The sequence below is a fragment of the Streptomyces justiciae genome (genome assembly GCF_015163075.1).
Taxonomy (GTDB): domain Bacteria; phylum Actinomycetota; class Actinomycetes; order Streptomycetales; family Streptomycetaceae; genus Streptomyces; species Streptomyces justiciae.
Map to the genome: position 1 here is coordinate 497,768 of NZ_JADDXU010000001.1, position 19,062 is coordinate 516,829.

General features: G+C 71.1%; 18 protein-coding genes. 6 read left to right on the forward strand and 12 right to left on the reverse strand.

All coding sequences use genetic code 11. The features are described 5' to 3' along the window. Window positions 1-33 precede the first annotated feature (33 nt). Both IQ210_RS02220 and IQ210_RS02225 read left to right on the forward strand, forming a co-directional pair. Complete coding sequence (locus IQ210_RS02220; protein WP_194076285.1) at window positions 34-483, forward strand: hypothetical protein; 450 nt, start codon at window positions 34-36, stop codon at window positions 481-483. A gap of 38 nt (window positions 484-521) precedes the next feature. Then, on the forward strand, window positions 522-1,181 hold the full coding sequence (locus tag IQ210_RS02225; protein ID WP_194076286.1) for a hypothetical protein: 660 nt from the start codon (window positions 522-524) through the stop codon (window positions 1,179-1,181). A gap of 82 nt (window positions 1,182-1,263) precedes the next feature. On the opposite strand, the gene IQ210_RS02230 is transcribed toward IQ210_RS02225, so the two are convergent. Both IQ210_RS02230 and pepN read right to left on the reverse strand, forming a co-directional pair. Then, window positions 1,264-2,310: a hypothetical protein gene (locus tag IQ210_RS02230; RefSeq protein WP_194076287.1), complete on the reverse strand. Its 1,047-nt coding sequence runs from the start codon at window positions 2,308-2,310 to the stop codon at window positions 1,264-1,266. A 217-nt stretch (window positions 2,311-2,527) separates the two neighbouring features. After that, window positions 2,528-5,101, reverse strand: a complete 2,574-nt coding sequence (gene pepN, locus IQ210_RS02235; protein ID WP_194076288.1) for an aminopeptidase N — start codon at window positions 5,099-5,101, stop codon at window positions 2,528-2,530. A gap of 149 nt (window positions 5,102-5,250) precedes the next feature. On the opposite strand from pepN, the gene IQ210_RS02240 reads away from it, so the two are divergent. Further along, a complete protein-coding gene (locus tag IQ210_RS02240; RefSeq protein ID WP_194076298.1) occupies window positions 5,251-5,913 on the forward strand; it encodes a mycothiol-dependent nitroreductase Rv2466c family protein in 663 nt (220 codons plus the stop codon). Window positions 5,914-5,916: 3 nt separating this feature from the next. Here the strand turns inward: IQ210_RS02240 and IQ210_RS02245 are convergent, their stop codons facing one another. From IQ210_RS02245 to IQ210_RS02290, 10 genes are all read right to left on the reverse strand, one after another. Next, window positions 5,917-6,144: a hypothetical protein gene (locus tag IQ210_RS02245; protein ID WP_194076300.1), complete on the reverse strand. Its 228-nt coding sequence runs from the start codon at window positions 6,142-6,144 to the stop codon at window positions 5,917-5,919. Window positions 6,145-6,154: 10 nt separating this feature from the next. Then, window positions 6,155-7,180 (reverse strand): glycerophosphodiester phosphodiesterase family protein, encoded by a 1,026-nt coding sequence (locus tag IQ210_RS02250; protein WP_194076301.1) that lies wholly within the window; start codon window positions 7,178-7,180, stop codon window positions 6,155-6,157. Window positions 7,181-7,206: 26 nt separating this feature from the next. Next, window positions 7,207-8,625, reverse strand: a complete 1,419-nt coding sequence (locus IQ210_RS02255) for an FGGY-family carbohydrate kinase (protein WP_194076302.1) — start codon at window positions 8,623-8,625, stop codon at window positions 7,207-7,209. Between the two features lie 195 nt (window positions 8,626-8,820). Beyond that, entirely contained in the window at window positions 8,821-9,861 is a 1,041-nt protein-coding gene (locus IQ210_RS02260) for a 2-hydroxyacid dehydrogenase (RefSeq protein ID WP_194076303.1), read from the reverse strand. Continuing rightward, complete coding sequence (locus IQ210_RS02265) at window positions 9,858-10,940, reverse strand: ABC transporter ATP-binding protein (protein WP_194076304.1); 1,083 nt, start codon at window positions 10,938-10,940, stop codon at window positions 9,858-9,860. Before IQ210_RS02265 ends, IQ210_RS02260 begins: the two co-directional genes overlap by 4 nt. Next, complete coding sequence (locus IQ210_RS02270; RefSeq protein WP_194077052.1) at window positions 10,918-11,733, reverse strand: DeoR/GlpR family DNA-binding transcription regulator; 816 nt, start codon at window positions 11,731-11,733, stop codon at window positions 10,918-10,920. The genes IQ210_RS02265 and IQ210_RS02270 overlap by 23 nt, the downstream gene beginning before the upstream one ends. Before the next feature lie 23 nt (window positions 11,734-11,756). Then, a complete protein-coding gene (locus IQ210_RS02275; protein WP_194076305.1) occupies window positions 11,757-12,890 on the reverse strand; it encodes an ABC transporter ATP-binding protein in 1,134 nt (377 codons plus the stop codon). Next, window positions 12,890-13,720: a carbohydrate ABC transporter permease gene (locus IQ210_RS02280; RefSeq protein WP_194076307.1), complete on the reverse strand. Its 831-nt coding sequence runs from the start codon at window positions 13,718-13,720 to the stop codon at window positions 12,890-12,892. Before IQ210_RS02280 ends, IQ210_RS02275 begins: the two co-directional genes overlap by 1 nt. Further along, window positions 13,717-14,592: a carbohydrate ABC transporter permease gene (locus IQ210_RS02285; protein ID WP_194076309.1), complete on the reverse strand. Its 876-nt coding sequence runs from the start codon at window positions 14,590-14,592 to the stop codon at window positions 13,717-13,719. Before IQ210_RS02285 ends, IQ210_RS02280 begins: the two co-directional genes overlap by 4 nt. A gap of 6 nt (window positions 14,593-14,598) precedes the next feature. After that, window positions 14,599-16,020 (reverse strand): ABC transporter substrate-binding protein, encoded by a 1,422-nt coding sequence (locus tag IQ210_RS02290; RefSeq protein WP_194076311.1) that lies wholly within the window; start codon window positions 16,018-16,020, stop codon window positions 14,599-14,601. A gap of 161 nt (window positions 16,021-16,181) precedes the next feature. Between IQ210_RS02290 and IQ210_RS02295 the strand changes: the two genes are divergently transcribed. From IQ210_RS02295 to IQ210_RS02305, 3 genes are read left to right on the forward strand one after another with little or no spacing between them, the layout of a single operon-like run. Beyond that, entirely contained in the window at window positions 16,182-17,615 is a 1,434-nt protein-coding gene (locus IQ210_RS02295) for an FGGY-family carbohydrate kinase (RefSeq protein ID WP_194076314.1), read from the forward strand. Next, on the forward strand, window positions 17,612-18,238 hold the full coding sequence (locus IQ210_RS02300) for a histidine phosphatase family protein (protein WP_194076317.1): 627 nt from the start codon (window positions 17,612-17,614) through the stop codon (window positions 18,236-18,238). The genes IQ210_RS02295 and IQ210_RS02300 overlap by 4 nt, the downstream gene beginning before the upstream one ends. A gap of 12 nt (window positions 18,239-18,250) precedes the next feature. Then, window positions 18,251-19,027: an SAM-dependent methyltransferase gene (locus IQ210_RS02305; protein WP_194076319.1), complete on the forward strand. Its 777-nt coding sequence runs from the start codon at window positions 18,251-18,253 to the stop codon at window positions 19,025-19,027. Window positions 19,028-19,062 lie beyond the last annotated feature (35 nt).

The window sequence follows — 19,062 nt, forward strand, 5'->3', positions numbered from 1 at the left end:
GCTCGGCGTGATGTCGGCGGGTGGGGAGGCGTGATGTCGCGGCAGGCGGAACGGATCGGCCGGCGTTCGCAGGGTCTTCTGGAACCCGGTGAGCGGATCGGGCGGGTGGTGCTGGCGCAGGGCGGGATCAGCCCCTGGTGGCAGGCCGTGTTCTTCGTGGCGGCGGTGGTGGCGATACGGCTCGCCGTCGGCTCGGCCGAGCTGGCGGAACTGTCCGGCGTGCCCTGGGGGATCGCGACCGGGCTGATCGGCGCGGTCGCCTCCAGCGCGTTCTTCAGCCGCCGCGTGGTGCTCCTGACGGACCGGGCGGTCGTGGTGCTGGAGTACGGCCGTTTCGGGCCGGTGAAGCCGAGGCGGGTGCTCGCGCGACTGCCGCTCGGCACGGGGATCGGCCCGCTGTCCGGGCTCTGGGCCCGCACCGAGGTGGCCGGTGAGCGGCTGTGGGTGCACAGGAGGTGGCACGGGGACGCGGCGGCGTTCTGATCGTGCGGCTTGTCAGTGGCCTGCGCTTGGATGAGGGCATGTCCGTCCACGCCCTGATCAGCCGCCTGCCCGCGATAGCGGTCCTCCGCGACCGCTCCCGCGCCCTGGCCGTGCTCGACGCCGTCCTGTCCCCCGACTGGGAGGACCGGTACTTCTCGTACGCCGCCCGCTGGTCGCCCACCGAGGAGATGGCGTCGATGCGGGACGGGAGCGGCAACGAGTACGCGATCGTGTTCTCGCCGGCCGGCGCCTACGTCCGCGGCTTCGACCACGAGTCGCCGATGAGCCCGTACGCCCAGGAGGACCACGAGCCCTGGCCCGGCCTCTTCGACGGGCTCCCCGAGGCGTTCCAGGCGTACGTCACCGAGCCCGCCTTCACCGACGAGAACGGGACGCCGCTGGCGACGGTGTGCTTCTGGCGGGAGGCCGCCGACACCGCTTGGCGCGCGGGAGACGTCGAGGCCGCCGAGGACGACGATAGCGCCGAGTGGCTCTTCGAGGCGCTGCTCGACGGGCGGCCCGAGGGCTACCGGGAGTTCGCCGAGGAGTACTACGAGACCGACGTGGACCTCGACGCCGTACGCCATGTCTGGTCCCTGCGCCCGCTGACCCAGGCCGTGGTCTCCCGGCTGAACCCGTCCCTGACCCTGGGCGACCTCGCAAAGGACCTGTCCCTGATCGGCTACCCGACGTCCTGACCGTGCACACGAGGAGGGGCCGCCCGGTCCCCTCCGCCCGGCGGCCCCTCCTCTCCCCTCCTGGTCGCGCCCCGGTCCGTCACTACCGGGGCAGGACCACGACATACGCGGCCGGGTCGCGGTCGCCGGACGCCATCAGGGCCGTACGGACCACGGCCGCCTGCTGTTCCATCGACTCGCGGAGCTTCCTCGGGGTGATGTGGACGACCGTGATGCCGAGCCGCTCCAGGTGCTCGCGCTTGCGGGCGTACTCCGACCACAGCGCGTCCTCGTCCTGGCGCGGGGCCCGGGTGTCCAGTTCGACCGCCACGGCCTGCTCGGGCCAGTACGCGTCCAGGCCGCCGAGGTGCGGGCCGCCCGGCAGGCGCAGGTCGACGTTCCAGACCGGGTCCGGCAGACCGTGTTCGCGGACCATGCGGTAGAGGCGGTCCTCAGCGATGGCCCGGCCCTCGGCGAGGAGGGAGTCCACCGCGTCCACCACGTGCGGGCGGGACAGCAGCTTCGCCGCGTTCAATTCCCGTACCACCGCCGCCGGTTCACAGTGACCACCACGGACGGCCTCGGTGAGCAGCCGGCGCACCGCGCCCGCGTCCGTCAGTTCCGACACCGCGTCCGCCAGCGCGCGCGGCACCGGCGCCACCGGGACGCCCGTCACCTGCTGCGGGGTCGGCAGGGACGCCGTACGGACGATCCGCGCGCTGCCCGTCGAGCGCAGCCGGCGCAGCCGCGGGACCAGGACGTCGATCTTGTCGACCGCCATCAGCGGCGGCGAGGACGTGAAGCCGTGCAGGGTCAGGGCCGCGAGGCCGGTCAGCATCGCCTCCGTGTACGCCGGGGCGTGCGCGTCCTCCGCGCCGGGCTGGGCCGGGACCCCCGCCGGGCGCTCCTTCGCCGCGTACATCAGGACCGCGTGCAGCCGCTCCTCGCTGGTCGGCGGGCCGGGGTGGAGCAGGACCACGCCCGGGAGGATCTGCTGCCAGGGGCCGCCGGGGCGGCACTGCTCGTTCACGTCGGCCGGCGAGACGCCGTGCGTGCGCAGCTGCGCCGTCGTCATCACCCGGCGGTGCACCTCCGAGAGGTGGCGGACCGGGCGGGGGGAGAGCGGGGGGACCGGGGTGTTGTGGTTCATGCAGCGGGGATTCCCGCCGCCGGACCGGCCTCTAACCGCTGTTACGTGCCTGTCGATAAATGCGGACAACACGGTACTAAAGGACGGGTGTTCGGATGCCGAGTAGGCGGCGAAAACCCCTGGTCCGAATGGGGTGGACCAGGGGTTACGGCCGTTATTGACTGAACTTCGTAACGGCTACCTACTGCCCAAGCTCAGGGCAAAGGTCGGCGGTTGTTCAGCCCGCCTTCGCGTCGCACGCCTGACCCCGCAGCGCCCGCGCCAGGTCGTCCCGCGCCTCGAGCACCAGCCGGCGCAGCGCCGGCGGCGCGTCCTCGTGCGCCGACAGCCACGCGTCCGTCGCGGCGAGGGTGTCGGGGGAGTCCTGGAGCGACGGGAACAGGCCCCGCACCACGTCCATCCCGATCTGGATCGACCGGTCCGCCCACACCCGCTCGATCGCCGCGAAGTACTTCTCCGCGTACGGCGCCAGCAACTCCCGCTGCGAGGACTGGTTCCAGCCCCCGATCGTCGCCTCTACCAGCGCGTTCGACAGCGCGTCCGACTCCACCACCTGCGCCCACGCCTGCGCCTTCACCGCCGCCGACGGCCGCGAGGCCAGGCAGCGGACCTGGTGGCGCTTGCCGGACGCGGTGTCGTCGCGGGCCAGCTCGGCCGCCAGCACCTCCTCGTCCGCGACCCCGTGCGCGGCCAGCGGACCGAGGAACGCCCAGCGCATCTCCTGGTCCACCGTCAGACCGTCGATCTTCGCCGAACCCTCCAACAAGCCCTGGAGCAGCTGGAGATCGGCCTCGCCGGACGCCACCGCCGCGAAGAACCGCGCCCACGCCAGCTGGTGCTCGCTGCCCGGCTCCGCCAGCCGCAGCTCCTTCAGCGCCCCCTCGGCGAGCAGCCGCTCACCCGTCGGACGCCACTCGGGCGCCACGTAGTTGACCAGCGACGAGTTCGCCCAGGCGTGCAGCATCTGGAGCACGCCGATGTCCGACTCGCGGCCCGCGAAGCGCAGTACCAGATCCACGAAGTCACGGGCCGGCAGCAGCGCGTCCCGCGTCATGTTCCACAGCGCGGACCAGCACAGGGCGCGGGCGAGCGGGTCCGTCACATCGCCGAGGTGCGCCTTCAGCGTCTCCAGCGACCCCGCGTCGAAACGCGTCTTGCAGTACGTCAGGTCGTCGTCGTTGACCAGCACCAGCTCCGGCGCCTCCGCGCCCACCAGCTCCGGCACGACCGTACGCGGCCCGTCGACGTCCACCTCCACCCGCGCGTACCGCTCGACAGCGCCCTCGGGCGTACGCCGGTACAGGCCCACCGCGATCCGGTGCGGGCGCAGTTCGGGGTGCGACTCGGCGGCCTCCTGCAACACCGCCAGCTCGGTGATCCGGCCCTCGGCGCTCAACAGCACCTGCGGCGTGAGGGAGTTGACGCCCGCCGTCTGGAGCCAGGACCGCGACCACGCCGCCATGTCCCGCCCGCTGGTCTCCTCAAGAACCGACAGCAGGTCGCCGAGGCGCGTGTTGCCGTACGCGTGCCGCTTGAAGTAGCGCCGCGCGCCTTCGAGGAACGCGTCCTGCCCGACGTACGCCACCAACTGCTTGAGCACCGAGGCGCCCTTGGCGTACGTGATGCCGTCGAAGTTGAGCTTCGCGTCCTGGAGGTCGCGGATGTCGGCGGTGATGGGGTGCGTGGAGGGGAGCTGGTCCGCGCGGTACGCCCAGGCCTTGCGGCGGTTGGCGAAGGTGATCCAGGCGTCCTTGAAGCGGGTCGCGCCCACGTTGGCGAACGTGCCCATGAAGTCCGCGAAGGACTCCTTCAGCCACAGGTCGTCCCACCACACCATCGTGACCAGGTCGCCGAACCACATGTGCGCCATCTCGTGCAGGACGACGTTGGCCCGGCCCTCGTAGGACGCCTGCGTCACCTTGCCCCGGAAGATGAACTCCTCGCGGAAGGTGACCAGGCCCGGGTTCTCCATCGCGCCGAGGTTGTACTCGGGCACGAACGCCTGGTCGTACTTCCCGAACGGGTACGGGTAGTCGAAGTGGTCGTGGAAGAAGTCCAGGCCCTGCTTGGTGACGAGGAAGACGTCGTCGGAGTCGAAGTGCGGGGCGAGCCCCTTGCGGCACATCGCGCCGAGCGGGATCTCCAGCGTGCTGCCGTCGGCGAGGGTGCGGGAGTAGGAGTCGGTCACGTAGTGATACGGACCGGCCACCACGCACGTGATGTACGTCGAGATCGGCTTCGTCTCCGCGAACCGCCACACGCCGTCCGTGCGCTCGCCGACGCCGTTGCTCCACACCGTCCACTCCTCCGGCGCCCGCACCTCGAAGCGGAACGGGGCCTTGAGGTCGGGCTGCTCGAAGTTGGCGAAGACGCGGCGGGAGTCGGCCGGCTCGTACTGCGTGTAGAGGTAGACCTCGCCGTCCTCGGGGTCGACGAAGCGGTGCAGGCCCTCGCCGGTGCGGGAGTAGGCGCACTGGGCGTCCACCACGAGCTCGTTCTCGGCGGCGAGGTCCTCCAGCGTGATCCGCGAGCCGTCGAAGACCTCGCTCGGGTCGAGATCACGGCCGTTGAGGGAGACGGAGGTCACACTCGGCGCGATCAGGTCGGCGAAGCTGCCGGCGCCGGGCTCGGCGCAGCGGAAGCGGATCGTGGTGACGGACCGGAAGGTGCGCGGGGACTCGTCGCCGTCCGCCACGGCCGAACGCACGTCGAGGGACACCTCGTACCCGTCGACGGACAGCAGGGCGGCCCGCTCCCGGGCCTCGTCGCGGGACAGATTCTCACCGGGCACGGGCGGCACTCCCTGAGGTCGACAGCGGGTGCTGTTCGGTATGTGGACAGCACCGATCCTGCCATGTGCCCCTGACGGTCGGGAGCAGGGAATGGCACGGGAGTGGACGACGTTGTCGCGAGCAATCGAACACTTTCCTTAGGAGACGCATGTCCGAGACCGCGAGCACCTCCGCGAAGACCCCCGTCGACTTCTGGTTCGACCCGCTGTGCCCCTGGGCGTGGATGACCTCGCGGTGGGTGCTGGAGGTGGAGAAGGTCAGGGACATCGAGGTGCGCTGGCACATCATGAGCCTGGCCGTGCTCAACGAGGACAAGCTGGACCAGCTGCCCGAGGAGTACCGGGACATGCTGGCGACCAAGGCGTGGAAGCCGGTGCGCGTGGTGACCGCGGCCTGGCAGAAGCACGGCGCGGACGTCCTCGGCCCGCTCTACACCGCGCTCGGCACCCGCTTCCACAACAACGGCGAGGGCCCGACGACCGAGGCGATCGCCGCGGCCCTGGCCGACGCCGGGCTGCCCGCCGACCTGATCGACTACGCCGACCAGGAGGACTTCGAGTTCGACGCCGAGCTGCGCGCCTCCCACAAGGAGGGCATAGAGAAGGTCGGCCAGGAGGTCGGCACCCCCGTCATCGCCGTCCCCGGCCCCGACGGCGAACAGATCGCCTTCTTCGGCCCGGTCGTCACCCCGGCCCCCAAGGGCGACGACGCGGCCCGCCTCTGGGACGGCACCCTGGCCGTCGCCTCGGTCCCCGGCTTCTACGAGATCAAGCGCACCCGGACCAAGGGCCCGGACTTCAGCAACCTGTAGGGATCACTCCGCGGGCTCGGCGGCCGGGTTCTGGAACTCCTCCGGGAGCCGGGCGCCGTCGCCCTGGTTGTGCACGGGCTGGTAGAAACGGCAGCCCACGGCGGTGCAGCGCCACAGGTCGGTCCTGCCGCGATGCCGCTGCTCGACCACCGTCCACTCCCGGCCTTCGAGCTTCCGGAACCTCCGGTCGTACTTCTTGCAGGTCGGGCAGTACTTCTTCGCGAAGAACATCGGCCCCTCCTCAGCTTCTCCTGGCGATCACCGCCAGATCCGGGAAGTCGGTCACCACCGCGTCGACCCCGAGTCCGTAGTACAGCGCGTACTCGCCGAACGCGTCCCCGAAATCGTTCGCTCCGCTACCGCGCCGGAACTCCGCCGGCAGGAACTGGTTCTCCGCGCGGAAGGTGTACGGCCCCACACGCAGGCCCGCCGCGTGCGCGTCCGCGAGGACCGACGTGCCGATGAGGGAGGACTTGTCCGGGCCGATCCAGTCGGCGTAGGACGCGATCTCCGCCAGACCCGCCGGGGTCATCATGTCCCGGTAGGTGAGGGACGGTTGGTCGTACGGTCCGCCCGTCGTCCCCAGCGCCTGCCACAGCGGCACGCCGAGCCCCGTCATCCGCCGCAGACTCGACGGCTCGAAGGACTGCACGACACACTCCCGGGCCGTGAGCCGGTTGCGGCGGATCGCGGACGCCAGCCTCGGCTCCAACTCCAGCCCGATGCCCCGGAAGTACGTCGGATGCTTCGTCTCCGGGAACACGGCGACCGTCCGGCCGTACGCCTTCGACAGCCCGCGGGCGAGGTCCACCACCTCCTGGAAGGTCAGGATCTCGTCCCGGCCGTCGAAGACCGTGTTGCGGTTGCGGACCAGCGGGAGTCGCTCGACCGCCCGCAGCGTCTTCAGCTCCGCGAGCGTGAAGTCCTCCGTGAACCAGCCGGTCACCGAACGGCCGTCCACCGTCTTCGTCGTCCGCCGGCCCGCGAACTCCGGGTGCGCGGCCACGTCCGTCGTCTGGGAGATCTCGTTCTCGTGCCGGACCACCAGAACGTGGTCCTTCGTCGGGACCAGATCCGGTTCGATCCAGTCGGCGCCCGTCTGGACGCCGTACGTGTACGCCGACGCCGTGTGTTCCGGCCGCCAGCCGGCCGCGCCGCGATGGCCGATCACCAACGGCCCCCGATGGGCCGCCGCTTGGGCGGGCACGGCCGCGGCCACCGGCGTGGCGGCGGCCGCGAGCAGCAGGGAGCGACGTCTCAGGTGCATGCGGTTCCCTTTCGTCGTCGGGTTGTTCATCCACGCGCCCGCGCCCGGGCCGCGTCCAGCCGCGCCAGATGGTCGTCGTACCCCTTCGCGTAGTACGCCGCCCGCCCCGGGTCCGGCTCGACGACCGCCGTCGGCCGGGTCCACGCGCCGGTGTCCAGCGCGACCCCGTACCGTTCCGCCGCCGCCAACACCGCGCCCCGCGCGCCCACTTCACCCTCCACCACCCGCAACGGCCGCCCCAGCACGTCCGCCAGCAGCCGCATCCACGCGGGGCTGCGGGTGCCGCCCCCGCACACGGCGAGCGAACCCGTCAGGCCCGCCGCCTCCAGACAGTGCCGGGCCGCGTAGCCGATGCCCTCGCAGGTGGCCCGGACGAGGTCGGCCGGGGTCGACTCCAGGGAGACGCCGGTGAGTTCGGCGCGCAGGCGGGGTTCGACGAAGGGGGCGCGTTCGCCGGAGGGCGCGAAGTAGGGGAGGACATGGACGCCGTTCGCGCCGGGCGGGGTGTCGGCGAGGAGGGCGTCGACCTCGTCATGGGCGATGCGGGTCGTCGACAGCACCCAGTCCAGGGCGGCCGTGCCGACCATCGCGGGCATCGCGCGCAGCCAGTGGCCGGGGCGGTCGGTGGAGATGTACAGGCCCGCCGGTTCGCCGGTCAGGTCGAGGTCGGTCGTGGCGACGAGGCTGGCCAGACAGGTGCCGACGATCAGCAGACCGTCGCCGGCTTGGGTGACACCGGCGCCTAGGGCGCAGGCCGCGAGGTCGTAGGGGCCGTTGGAGAGACGGGTGCCGGCGGGCAGGCCCCCGCCCCTCGCCTCACCGGTGGCGACCGGGTCGCTGACCGGGGCGAGCAGGCCGCGGCGGTGCGTCAGGCCGAGGAGTTCCACGACACGGTTGTCGTAGGCGCGGGTCCTCGGGTCCAGGAACGGCATCGACGCGTCCGACACGTCGGTCGTCGCGCGGGGCGCGCCGGTCAGACGCTGGAACACCATGTCCTTGCAGTAGACGGCCGCCGTCGCCGCGTCCAGGGACTTCGGGTCGTGACTGTCCAGCCAGGCCAGCAGAGGGCCCGGACATCCCGGGAACATCGCGCTGCCGGTGCGGCGGAAGACCGTCTCGAAGGTGCCGTCCGCCAGCCAGCGGTCGACGAGCTCGGCGGCCCGGCCGTCCATCCAGGAGACGGCGGACCGGACGGGCCGCCCGACCCGGTCCAGCAGCCACACGCCGTCACCCTGCCCGGTGAGCCCGGCCAGCTCCACCGCCTCGCCGCTCACCTCCTCCAGCACGGCGACGACGGCCCCGTACACCTCGTCCATGTCCTGCTCGACCGTCCCGCCCCGCATACGGAGCCGCACCGCCCGGGCGGCGACCTTGAGCTCACGCCCCTCGGCGTCGAAGGCGGCGGCCTTCACGGTGGACGTACCGACGTCGATCCCGATGTACATGTCATGGCTCCTTCGCCTACGGGCGCTTTCAGCCGGTGTCGAGAGCGCGATCGTGCTCGGCCCTTCGGGCCTCCGCGCGTTCGCGCTCTCGACACCGGCGCGCCCTCCGGCTCTTTCGCGGCCGGTGGCCCGTGGACCGTGGGCCTTGGTGGGCCTGTGCTCGGTGACTTGGCGACGCCCTTGGGACCGTGGGCGTCAGGTGAGTGAGTGGGCCAATGGTTCCCCCCTTGCCCAGCGGGCTACCTCCTGCGCTGCTGTCGTCGCCGCCTTTTCGGCCACCGCGCGGCTCGCTCCGCCCAGGTGTGGGGTGAGGACGACCCGGTCGGCCAGGTCGTGCAGGCGGGAGTCGGGGGGCAGTGGTTCCTGTTCGTAGGTGTCCAGGGCTGCCGCCGATACGTGGCCGCTCTCCAGGGCGTCGCACAGGGCGGCCTCGTCGAGGAGGGGGCCGCGGGCTGCGTTCACCACGACCGCGCCTGGTGGGAGGAGGGCCAGCTCGCGGGCGCCCAGCAGGCCTCGGGTCTCCGGGGTGAGGCGGGCGTGGAGGGTGATCGCCGCTGATTTGGTGAGGAGTTCGTCCAGGGTCGTCACGCGCAGGCCGTGGATCTCGCCGCGGACGTAGGGGTCGTACACCATCACCTGCGCGCCGAACGCGCACAGCACGCGTGCCACCCGGCTGCCGACCGCGCCGTAGCCGACCAGGCCGATGGGGAGGTCCTCCAGTTCCAGACCGCTGTGTTCGTACGTGTAGTACGCCGACCCCTTCCAACTGCCCTGCCGGGCAAGGAGGTCGTGGGACTGGGGGATGCGGCGCAGGGCGGCGAGGAGGAGGCCTACGGTGAACTCGGCGGTGGCGGCGGCGTTGCGGCCTGGGGTGTAACAGACCCGGATGTCACGGGACTTGGCGGCGTCCAGGTTGACGTTGACCGGGCCGCCCCGGCAGACCACGACCAGCCGCAGCCGCTCGGCGGCGGAGTCCAGGACGCGTTCGGTGACCGGCGCCATCTGCGTGACCAGGACTTCCGCGCCGCCCGCCAGGGCCGCGATCACCTCGTCCTCCGTACCGCACGCCTCCCGCACCTCGGCCACCGGGCCGAACGGGTCCAGGGGCCAGCCCAGTGTCAATTCCCTTACGGAGACGTCCTGTTCGGGGAGCTCGTGGTGGAGGGCGCGGGCGATCAGCCCCGGCTGTACGAAGTGGTCGCCGGCTGCCAGCACCTGTAGGGGGTCGTCGCTCATCGCAGGCTGTCTCCCGTCTCGGCGTCGAAGACTTGGGTGAGGTCCCGGTCGGCGACGACTCGGACCCGGTCGTCGTGGGCCAGGCGGACGTCCGGGTCGGTGAGCGCCACCAGGTGCCGGTCCACGCCGTCCAGCGCCAGGGTGGCGATGCCCGACTCCAGCAGCGGTTCGTGGGCCACCACCCGGGCGGGCAGGGCGCCTTCGTCGTCCGACAGACGCAGGTCCTCCGGGCGGATGCCCAGCACCAGCTTCCGGCCCTCGGCCACCGGCGTCGGGAGTGCGAGCCGGACCGAGTCCGACAGCCGGGCGTGCGCGTCGGCCGTCGCGGTGCCCGGCAGCAGGTTGATCGCCGGTTCACCGACGAAGTCCGCCACGAAGACATTGGCCGGGCTGTCGTAGATCTCGTACGGGGTGCCGAGCTGCTGGATGACGCCGTCCTTCATCACAGCGATCCGGTCGGCGAGGGAGAGGGCCTCCTCCTGGTCGTGGGTGACGAGGATGGTGGTGTGGCCCAGGTCCCGTTGGATGCGCTTGAGTTCGCGCCGGGTCGTGTCGCGCTGTGCCGCGTCCAGGTGGGAGAGGGGCTCGTCCAGCAGTAGTACGTCGGGTTCGCGGATCAACGCCCTTGCCAGGGAGACGCGTTGCTTCTGGCCGCTGGAGAGGGTCGAGGGGTGCGCGTCGAGGATCTCCCGCAGGCCCACGCGCTCGGCGATCTCGGCGACCTTGCGGGAGACGTCCCCGCGCGCCGACCGGCGCCGCGCCCGCAGCCCGAACGCCAGGTTCTCCGCCACCGTCAGCGGCGGATACAGCGCGTAGTTCTCGAACGCCACCCCCATGTTCCGGTCCTGTGCCGGGGCCCGGACCACCGAAGCGCCGTCCACGAGGATGTCCCCGCCGGTCACCGCCTCAAGGCCGGCGATCATCCGCAGGGTGGTGGACTTGCCGCAGCCCGACGGGCCGAGGAGGCCCAGCAGCTCCCCCGAGCGCAGGGTGAGATCGATACCGCGGACCGCCTCCACCGGCGGCCGTCCGCGGGTGCGGTACGTCTTGCGCAGCTCACGTAGTTCCAGCCGGGTCATCGCCGCCCCTCGTCACACAGACCTCGTAACGGACCTTGTGTTCGTCCAGATCGCGCAGCGCGTCCGCCGGTGCCCCGTCGTCGACCAGCAGCAGGTCGAAGCGGGACAGCGGGGCGACGCGGTGCAGGGCGGCCCGGGCGAGTTTGGTGTGGTCGATCAGCAGGACGTTGCGGGCGGCCGAGTCGAGCATCGCCCGCTTCACCGACACGATGTGCTGCTCCTGGTGGTAGGCGTACCCCCCGTGCACGGCCGACGTGGACGCGAAGCAGACGTCCACCCGCAGCGACTGGATCGCCTCGACGCAGGAGACGCCGAGGAAGGAGGAGTGCAGGGGGTCGTAGTCGCCGCCGAGGGCCATGAGATGGATGCCGCGCTGGTCGGCGAGGAGGTTGATGGCCTCGAGGAAGTTGGTGACGACCGTGAGCGGGGTGACCTCGCCGAGGCGGAGGCGGCGGGCTATCTCCAGGGTGGACGTGGAGTCGTCCAGCATGATCGCCATGCCGGGCTCGATGAGTTTCAGCGCGTGTTCGGCGACCGCCGCCTTCTCCGCGCGCATCGTCTTCAGCCGGTACTGCACGTTCGACTCGAAGACCCCGGACGGCTGGGCCGTCACCCCGCCCCTGAACTTCCTTACGATGCCCTGCCGTTCGAGCTCGTCCAGGTCGCGGTGGATGGTCATCAGGCTCACCCCGAAGCGCTCGGCGAGCTCGGCCGCGGTCGCCGAACCGTCGGCCAGGACCTGCTCGGCCATGGCCGCCTGGCGGGCCGCGGGGCCCTGGGGCGCGTTGCCCATGGAGTTCGTGGGGTTCGTGGAGCTCATGGCGTGATCCTTCGCCCTGGACACTGCGGCCGGTCGGCCTCGAACAGCAGCAGACTCTCAGGTCGGACCGTGACCCGTACCGGGTCGTCGGGACGCAGCCCGGCCGCGTCCGCGCGCGGGGCCACCAGGGACACATGCTGTTCGCCGAGCCGGACGGTGACCTCGACGGACCGGCCGAGGACCTCGCTGACGTAGACGGTGCCGGTGAGTTCATGGCCGGGGCCGCGCAGGGCGAGGTCACGGGGGCGGATACCGACGAGGACGTCGGTGCCCTCCTTCACCCGGGCCGGAGGGCTCGGCTGTGCCGGAGGGTTCGTCTGTGCCGGAAGGGCCGCCCCTGCCGGAAGTGGCAGTTCCACCTTCCCGTCCACCGACCGGAACCCGCCGCCCGTCACCGTCCCCGGCAGCAGATTGATCCGCGGCCGTCCGAAGGCGCGGGCCACCTCCGTGTCGTACGGCTGGTACCAGATCTCCTCCCGCGTCCCCGTCTGGACGATCCGGCCGTCCCGGATGACGCCGATCCGGTCGCCGAGGGCCAGGGCCTCCACCGAGTCATGGGTGACGTAGAGGGTGGTCGTGCGCCGCACCGCCCCGATCGCCTTCAGCTCGGCCCGCATCTGCTGGCGGAGTTTGGCGTCCAGGTGGCTGAGTGGCTCATCCAGCAGGAAGGCGCGGGCCGGGCGGACCAGGACCCGGCCGAGGGCCGTGCGCTGCCGCTGCCCATTGGACAACTGGCTGATTGGCCTGTCCAACAGCCCACTGATCCCCAGGAGCTCCGCGACCTCACCGATCCGCTCCCGGGCCCGCTCCGGCGGCACCCGGTACCGGGGCGAGCGCAGCGGCGAGGCCAGGTTGTCGTACACCGAGCGGTGCGGATACAGGGCGTAGCTCTCGAAGCACATCGCCACGCCCCGGTCGTAGGGCTCCACGCCCCGCATGTCCTTCCCGTCGATCTCCACCGTGCCGGAGTCGGGGAGTTCCAGCCCGGCGACCGTCTTGAGGGTCGTCGTCTTCCCCGCCCCCGAAGGCCCCAGCAGACAGAAGAACTCGCCCTCCCGCACGTCCAGTTCGAGGTCGTCCAGCGCGGTGACCTTGCCGTACGTCTTCCTGACGCCCCGCAGCCCGATCATCAGGACTTCACCGCCCCGAAGGACAGACCCCGCACCAGATACCGCTGGATCAGCAGCGCGAGCAGCAGCGGCGGTACGACCGAGACCAGGGCCGCGGCCGCCGTGAGGTTGTACTTGGGCCGGTCGCCGCCCAGGAAGGACAGGGCGCCCACGGTCACCGTCTGGGCCTCGTTGGAGGTCAGGATGAGCGGGAAGACGAAGTTGTTCCAGGCGAAGATGAAGGCCAGCAGCGACACCGCCGCGATCCCCGGCTTCACCAGCGGCAGCGCCACCTTGAAGAACGCCTGCTTGCGCGAGTAGCCGTCCAGCAGGGCCGCCTGCTCCAACTCCGGTGTCAGATCGGCGAAGTACGACCTCATGATCCACACGATGAGGGGCAGGGTGACCAGTTGCAGAACCCAGATCATGCCGACGTACGTGTCGAAGAGGCCGAGCTTCTCGTAGAGGACGAACAGCGGGATGATCACCGTCAGTTCGGGGGCGAAGCGGAAGGAGAGGAGGGTGAACATCAGGTTCTCGGAGCCCTTGAAGCGCCAGCGCGCCGAGGCGTAGGCGGCCGGCAGTCCGACCACCAGCGACAGCAGCACCGCCCCCAGCGACACCACCAGGCTGTTGACGAAGAACCGCACGAACGGGATGCCCTCACTGTCGCCGAGGACCGTGCGGTAGCCGTCGAGGGTGGGGGAGAAGGAGAAGTAGGTGCTGAAGAGCTGGTTCGCGGGCTTCAGGGAGAGGATCAGCATCCAGGCGATCGGGAAGAGCGCGAAGACGAAGTAGAGGATGAGGGCGGCATCGGCGAGCCACCCCAACAGGCGTTTCCGCAGCGTCATTTGGCCTCCGCCGCCTTCCGCTGGATCTTCCCGAGGTGGCGTACGAGGATCATGGCGGCCAGATACACCACGGCCCACAGCACGATCGTGTAGCTGATCCCGAAGCTGTACCGCTGAAAGCGGATCGCCTCCAGGTACGCCCGGATCTGGAGGACGACGGTCGAGTCACCCGGGCCGCCCTCGGTCAGGGCGTAGATGATGTCGAAGACCTTCAGCGAGTCCATGAACCGGAAGATCACCGCGACCAGGACGTACGGCCACAGCATCGGCAGGGTCAGCCGCCGGAACGTGTACCACCACCGGGCGCCGTCCACGGCCGCCGCCTCGAAGGGCGAGGTGGGCAGCGACCGCAGCCCGGCCAGCGCCAGGATCGCCACGAACGGCGTGTAGACCCACACGTCCACGGCGATCGACGACAGCAGCGCACCGGTCGGGGTGTCCGTCCACTGCACACCGCCCAACCCGAAGGGTTTCAGCAGGTGGTTGACGACTCCTACGGACGGCTGGAGCATCAGCTTCCAGATGATCGCCGCGATGACCGGGGCGATCATCAGGGGTAGGATGAGGATCTTCTCCAGCACCCGGCCGACGAGCGAGGAGCGGTGCAGCAGCAGGGCGACCGCGACCCCCAGCATCGTCTCGACCGCCGCCGCCCCCACCGCGTACAACACCGTCACCCACGCCGAGTTCCAGAACGCGTCCTGCGTGAAGACGGTCTCGTAGTTCTCGAACCGCACCATGTCCGGCTGGGGTTTGCTCGCCGAGAAGTCGAAGAGCGTGTAGTACAGGCCGAGTCCGAACGGATAGAGGATTCCGCAGGTCAGCAGCAGCGCGGGCACGATCAGGAGGTACGGGCGCAGGGCGAGCCGCATGGCCGCTCAGCCCACCTTGTCGGCGAGGTCGCCCGCCAGCCCGTTGAGCACCGACTTCGCGCTTTTCCCGCCGTAGATCTCCTGGAGGGCGGCGGCCCAGCTGGTCGTGGCGTCGAAGAACTGGGCCTGCGGGGTGAACTGGATCTTCGTCTGGTCGACGACGGTCTCGAAGGTCTCGATGAAGCCGGGCAGGTGCCGCATCTTGTCCTTGTAGGCCGCGTCGTCGGCGACCGACTTCCGCACCGGGTCGATGTGGTTGTGCGTGATCGCGCTCTTGCGCAGATGCTCCTTGCCGGTGGCCCACTGGAGGAACAGCCAACTGGCGCTCTTCTTCTTGCTCTTGGCGTTCATGCCGAGCGACCAGATCCACATGTTGGTGGCGAGCGACCCGCCCGGCCCCTTCGGCCCCGGATGGAAGGCGATCTTCCCGGAGGCGGGGCTGGCCCCCTCGACGGCCTGGAAGTAGGCGGCCGTGTCGGCGTCGAACAGCATCCCGGCCTTCTTCGCGCCGAGGTCGCTGGAGCACTGGTACCAGGTGTACGACGTCCAGGACGGCGGCCCGCCCTGCTTGACCATGCCCGCCCAGTCCTCCGTGAACGCGATCGCCTCCGGGGTGTTCATGGCGGGCGTGAGCTTCTCACCGGAGACCGTGAAGTCGTGCAGGCCGTTACGGGCGTACATGGTCATGAAGCCGGGGTGGATGGTCGCCCAACTCCGCGACCCGCGCACGGCGATGCCGTACATGCCGTCGAACCCGGCACCGGGCGCCTTGTCCTTGATGACCCCGGCGATCTCCCGCAACTCGTCGAAGGTCTTGGCGGGTTGGAGGCCGAGCTTCTTGAACACCTCGGTGTTGTAGGCGACGACGTTCGTCTCCCACCCCCACGGCAGTGCGTACTGCCCGCCCTGTCCGAGCGGCGCGCCCGCCTTCAGGGACCACTGGTCGGCCTGGAGGAGGTTGGGGAAGAAGTCGGCCTGGTCCCATTCGGCGCCGGTGGCGGCCGAGTTGCGCATCCAGGGGCCGAGGTCCTCCAGCCAGCCCGGCGGCCCGTACTGCCACACCATGTACGCGCCGAGCATGAAGACGTCGTACGAGGCGCGTCCGCTGGACAGGTCCACGGTGAGCTTGTCGAAGTAGTTGTCCTCGGGGAAGACGTCGTACTCGACCTTGATGCCGGTCTTCTCGGTGAACGCCTTCAGGTCGGCGATCAGGGCGTCCGTGTACGGGTGCTTGTTGAGCAGCGCCTTGACGGTGGTGTCCTTCTCGCGTTTCCAGTCGAAGGAGCCGGTGACGTCGTCCGCGGCCGAGCCGTCGCTCTTGTCGTCGTCCCCGCCGAACCCGGCACCGCAGGCGGACAGGACGGGGGCCGCGGCCAGGGCGGCGCCGAGCGCGAGGAAACGTCGTCGGTCGTGCGCGTGCGTGTCCATCCGTGACCTCCAGGTGGGGCTGGGCCAGGTGCGGGGTAACACGTCGAGTCGACTCGATAACAGAGGGTGTAACGGCGGAAGATGGCCGTCAATCCCTCGCGCACGCCGAAATCCCAGGGCAGAGTGAGAAGTTCACGGTTCTGGATGTGCGGGAGGCCGGGATGGAGCAGGAGACGTGGCTCGGGATCGACCTCGGGACGCAGAGCGTCCGCGCCCTGCTCGTCACGGCCGACGGCACGGTCCTCGGCAGCGGCTCGGCCCCGCTCCGGGCGAGACGTGACGGCATACGGCACGAACAGGACCCGGGGGAGTGGTGGACGGCGGTGTGCACGGCGTCCCGGGCGGCCCTGCGCGAGCGCCCCGCCCGGGTGGGTGGGCTCGCGGTGTGCGGGACGTCCGGGACCGTGCTGCTCACGGACGGCGCCGCGCGGCCGGTCGGCCCGGCGCTGATGTACGACGACGGGCGGGCATGGGCGGAGGGGGAGCGGCTGCGCGGGGCGGGCCTCGCGGTGCAGAACACCTGGGGCCTGCCGAAGGCGCTGTGGCTGCGCCGCGTCCACGGCCCGGGCCGGATCACCCACCAGCCCGACGTGATCACCGCCCGCCTCACGGGCGGCCCCGTCCCCACCGACTCCAGTCACGCCCTGAAGACGGGGTACGACGTGGCGGGCGACACCTGGCCGGACCTTCCGGGTGCGCCGGAGCTGCCCGACGTCGTACACCCCGGCACCCGGCTGGGTGAGGTCTGCGTGAGTGCCGCCGAGGACACCGGCATCCCCGCCGGCACTCCGGTCGTCGCCGGCATGACGGACGGCTGCGCCGCCCAGATCGCCTCCGGTGCCCTGCGCGAGGGCTCCTGGAACTCGGTGCTCGGCACCACCCTGGTCCTCAAGGGCGCCTCCCCGACGCCGGTCCACGATCCGACCGGCGTGGTCTACAACCACCGTGCGCCCGACGGGAGTTGGCTGCCCGGCGGCGCCTCCAGCGTGGGCGCGGGCGTGCTGACGGCGGCGTTCGCGGGGGCGGACCCGGCGGCGATGGACGCACAGGCGGCGCGCCACGAACCGGCCGGGGCGATCGCCTACCCCCTGGTCTCCCCGGGCGAACGCTTCCCCTTCCTGGCCCCCGGCGCGACCGCCCTGCTCCTCGGCGAACCCGCGGGCGAGGCCGACCTGTGGGCCGCGCTCCTCCAAGGCGTCGCCTTCACCGAACGCCTCTGCCTCGACTACCTCCACCACCTCGGCGCCCCCCTCGACGGCCCCCTCACCTTCACCGGCGGCGCGGCCCGCAGCCCGTACTGGAACCAGCTCCGCGCCGATGTCCTCGGCCGCGAGGCACGCGTACCGGAACAGACCGAACCGGCCCTGGGAATGGCCGCGTTGGCGGCCCACGGAGTCACCGGCGAGACACTCCCCGACATCGCCGACCGCATGGTCCGCGTCCGTACGGTCGTCACACCCCGCCCGGACCGCACGACCCGCTTCACCGAGCCGTACGCCCGCCTGGTCGACGAACTCACGGCCCGGGGCTGGCTGCCGCCCCCGGTCGCGGCGCATGCGCACGCCCGGCTCGGCCTGGATACTGCGGACTCATGAGCAGTACGACCCTCCTCCTCGCCCGCCACGGCCAGACCGTGTGGCACGCCGAGAACCGCTACGCCGGCGTCAGCGACATCGCCCTCACCGACGAGGGCCGCGCTCAGGCCGAGGCGCTCGGACGCTGGGCCGCTGCCCACCCCGTGGACGCGATCTGGACGTCCACGGTGTCCCGGGCCATCGCCACCGCCGCCCCCGCCTGCCGCGCCCTCGGCCTGACCTCCCACCCCGAACCCGGCCTGCGGGAATGCGACTTCGGGGTGGTGGAGGGCCGTACGCTCGCCGAGTTCGCGACGGAGAACCCGACCGCGGCGGAGGCGTTCCGCACCGACCCCGTGGCGCACCCGTTCCCCGGCGCCGAGGACCCGAAGGAGGCGGCGGACCGCGGCACCGAGGCTCTCCGCCGCATTGCGCGGGCACACATCGGCGAGCGCGTCCTCGTCGTCGCCCACAACACCCTGCTGCGGCTGGTCCTGTGCGAGCTGCTGTCCATCCCGCTCGCCGAGTACCGGCGGGTCCTGCCGCGGTTGCGGAACGCGGCGATCACCGAACTCCGCGTGACCGCCGCGGGATCCGCCGCACTTCTCTCCCTCAATGTGCCGTGCGACCTGCACCTTCCGTAGCACCATGGGCACATGACGGAGATCGACACCTCGGTACCCCATTCGGCCCGCATCTGGAACTACTGGCTCGGCGGCAAGGACAACTACCCGGTGGACGAGGCGGCGGGCGACGCCTACACCGCCGTCTTCCCCGGCATCGTCACCATCGCCCGCAGCAGTCGCGCCTTTCTCGGCCGCAGCATCCGGTACCTGGTGCAGGAGGCGGGCGTACGCCAGTTCCTGGACGTCGGCACCGGCCTGCCGACCGTCGACAACACCCATGAGGTTGCCCAGCGGATCGCCCCCGAGGCGAGGATCGTCTACGTCGACAACGACCCGCTCGTCCTGACCCACGCCCGCGCCCTGCTCACCTCCACCCCGGAGGGCGTGACGGCGTACGAGGACCTGAGCCTGTACGAGCCCGAGCGCATCCTGGAGCAGGCGGGCAAGACTCTCGACCTCTCCCGCCCCACCGCCCTGATCCTCAGCGGCATCCTCGGCCATGTCACCGACTACGACCTCGCCCGGGACCTCGTCGCCCGCCTCCTTGCGGGCCTGCCCTCCGGCAGCTACCTGTGCGTCAACGACGGCTCGCGCGGCACCGACCCGGACTACGAGCAGGCCCAGGACGCCTACAACGAGACCGGCGCCGTCCCGTACTTCCTGCGCCCGGTCGAGCAGATCACCGCGTTCTTCGACGGCCTGGAACTGGTCGAGCCGGGCATCGTCTCGGTCCCCCTGTGGCGCCCGGACGCCGGCACCACGCCGGAGCCGATCGGCCAGCACGGCGGCGTGGGCCGCAAGCCGTAGGCGCCGACGCGCGGCAGGAGGCCCCCGCGAGTCAC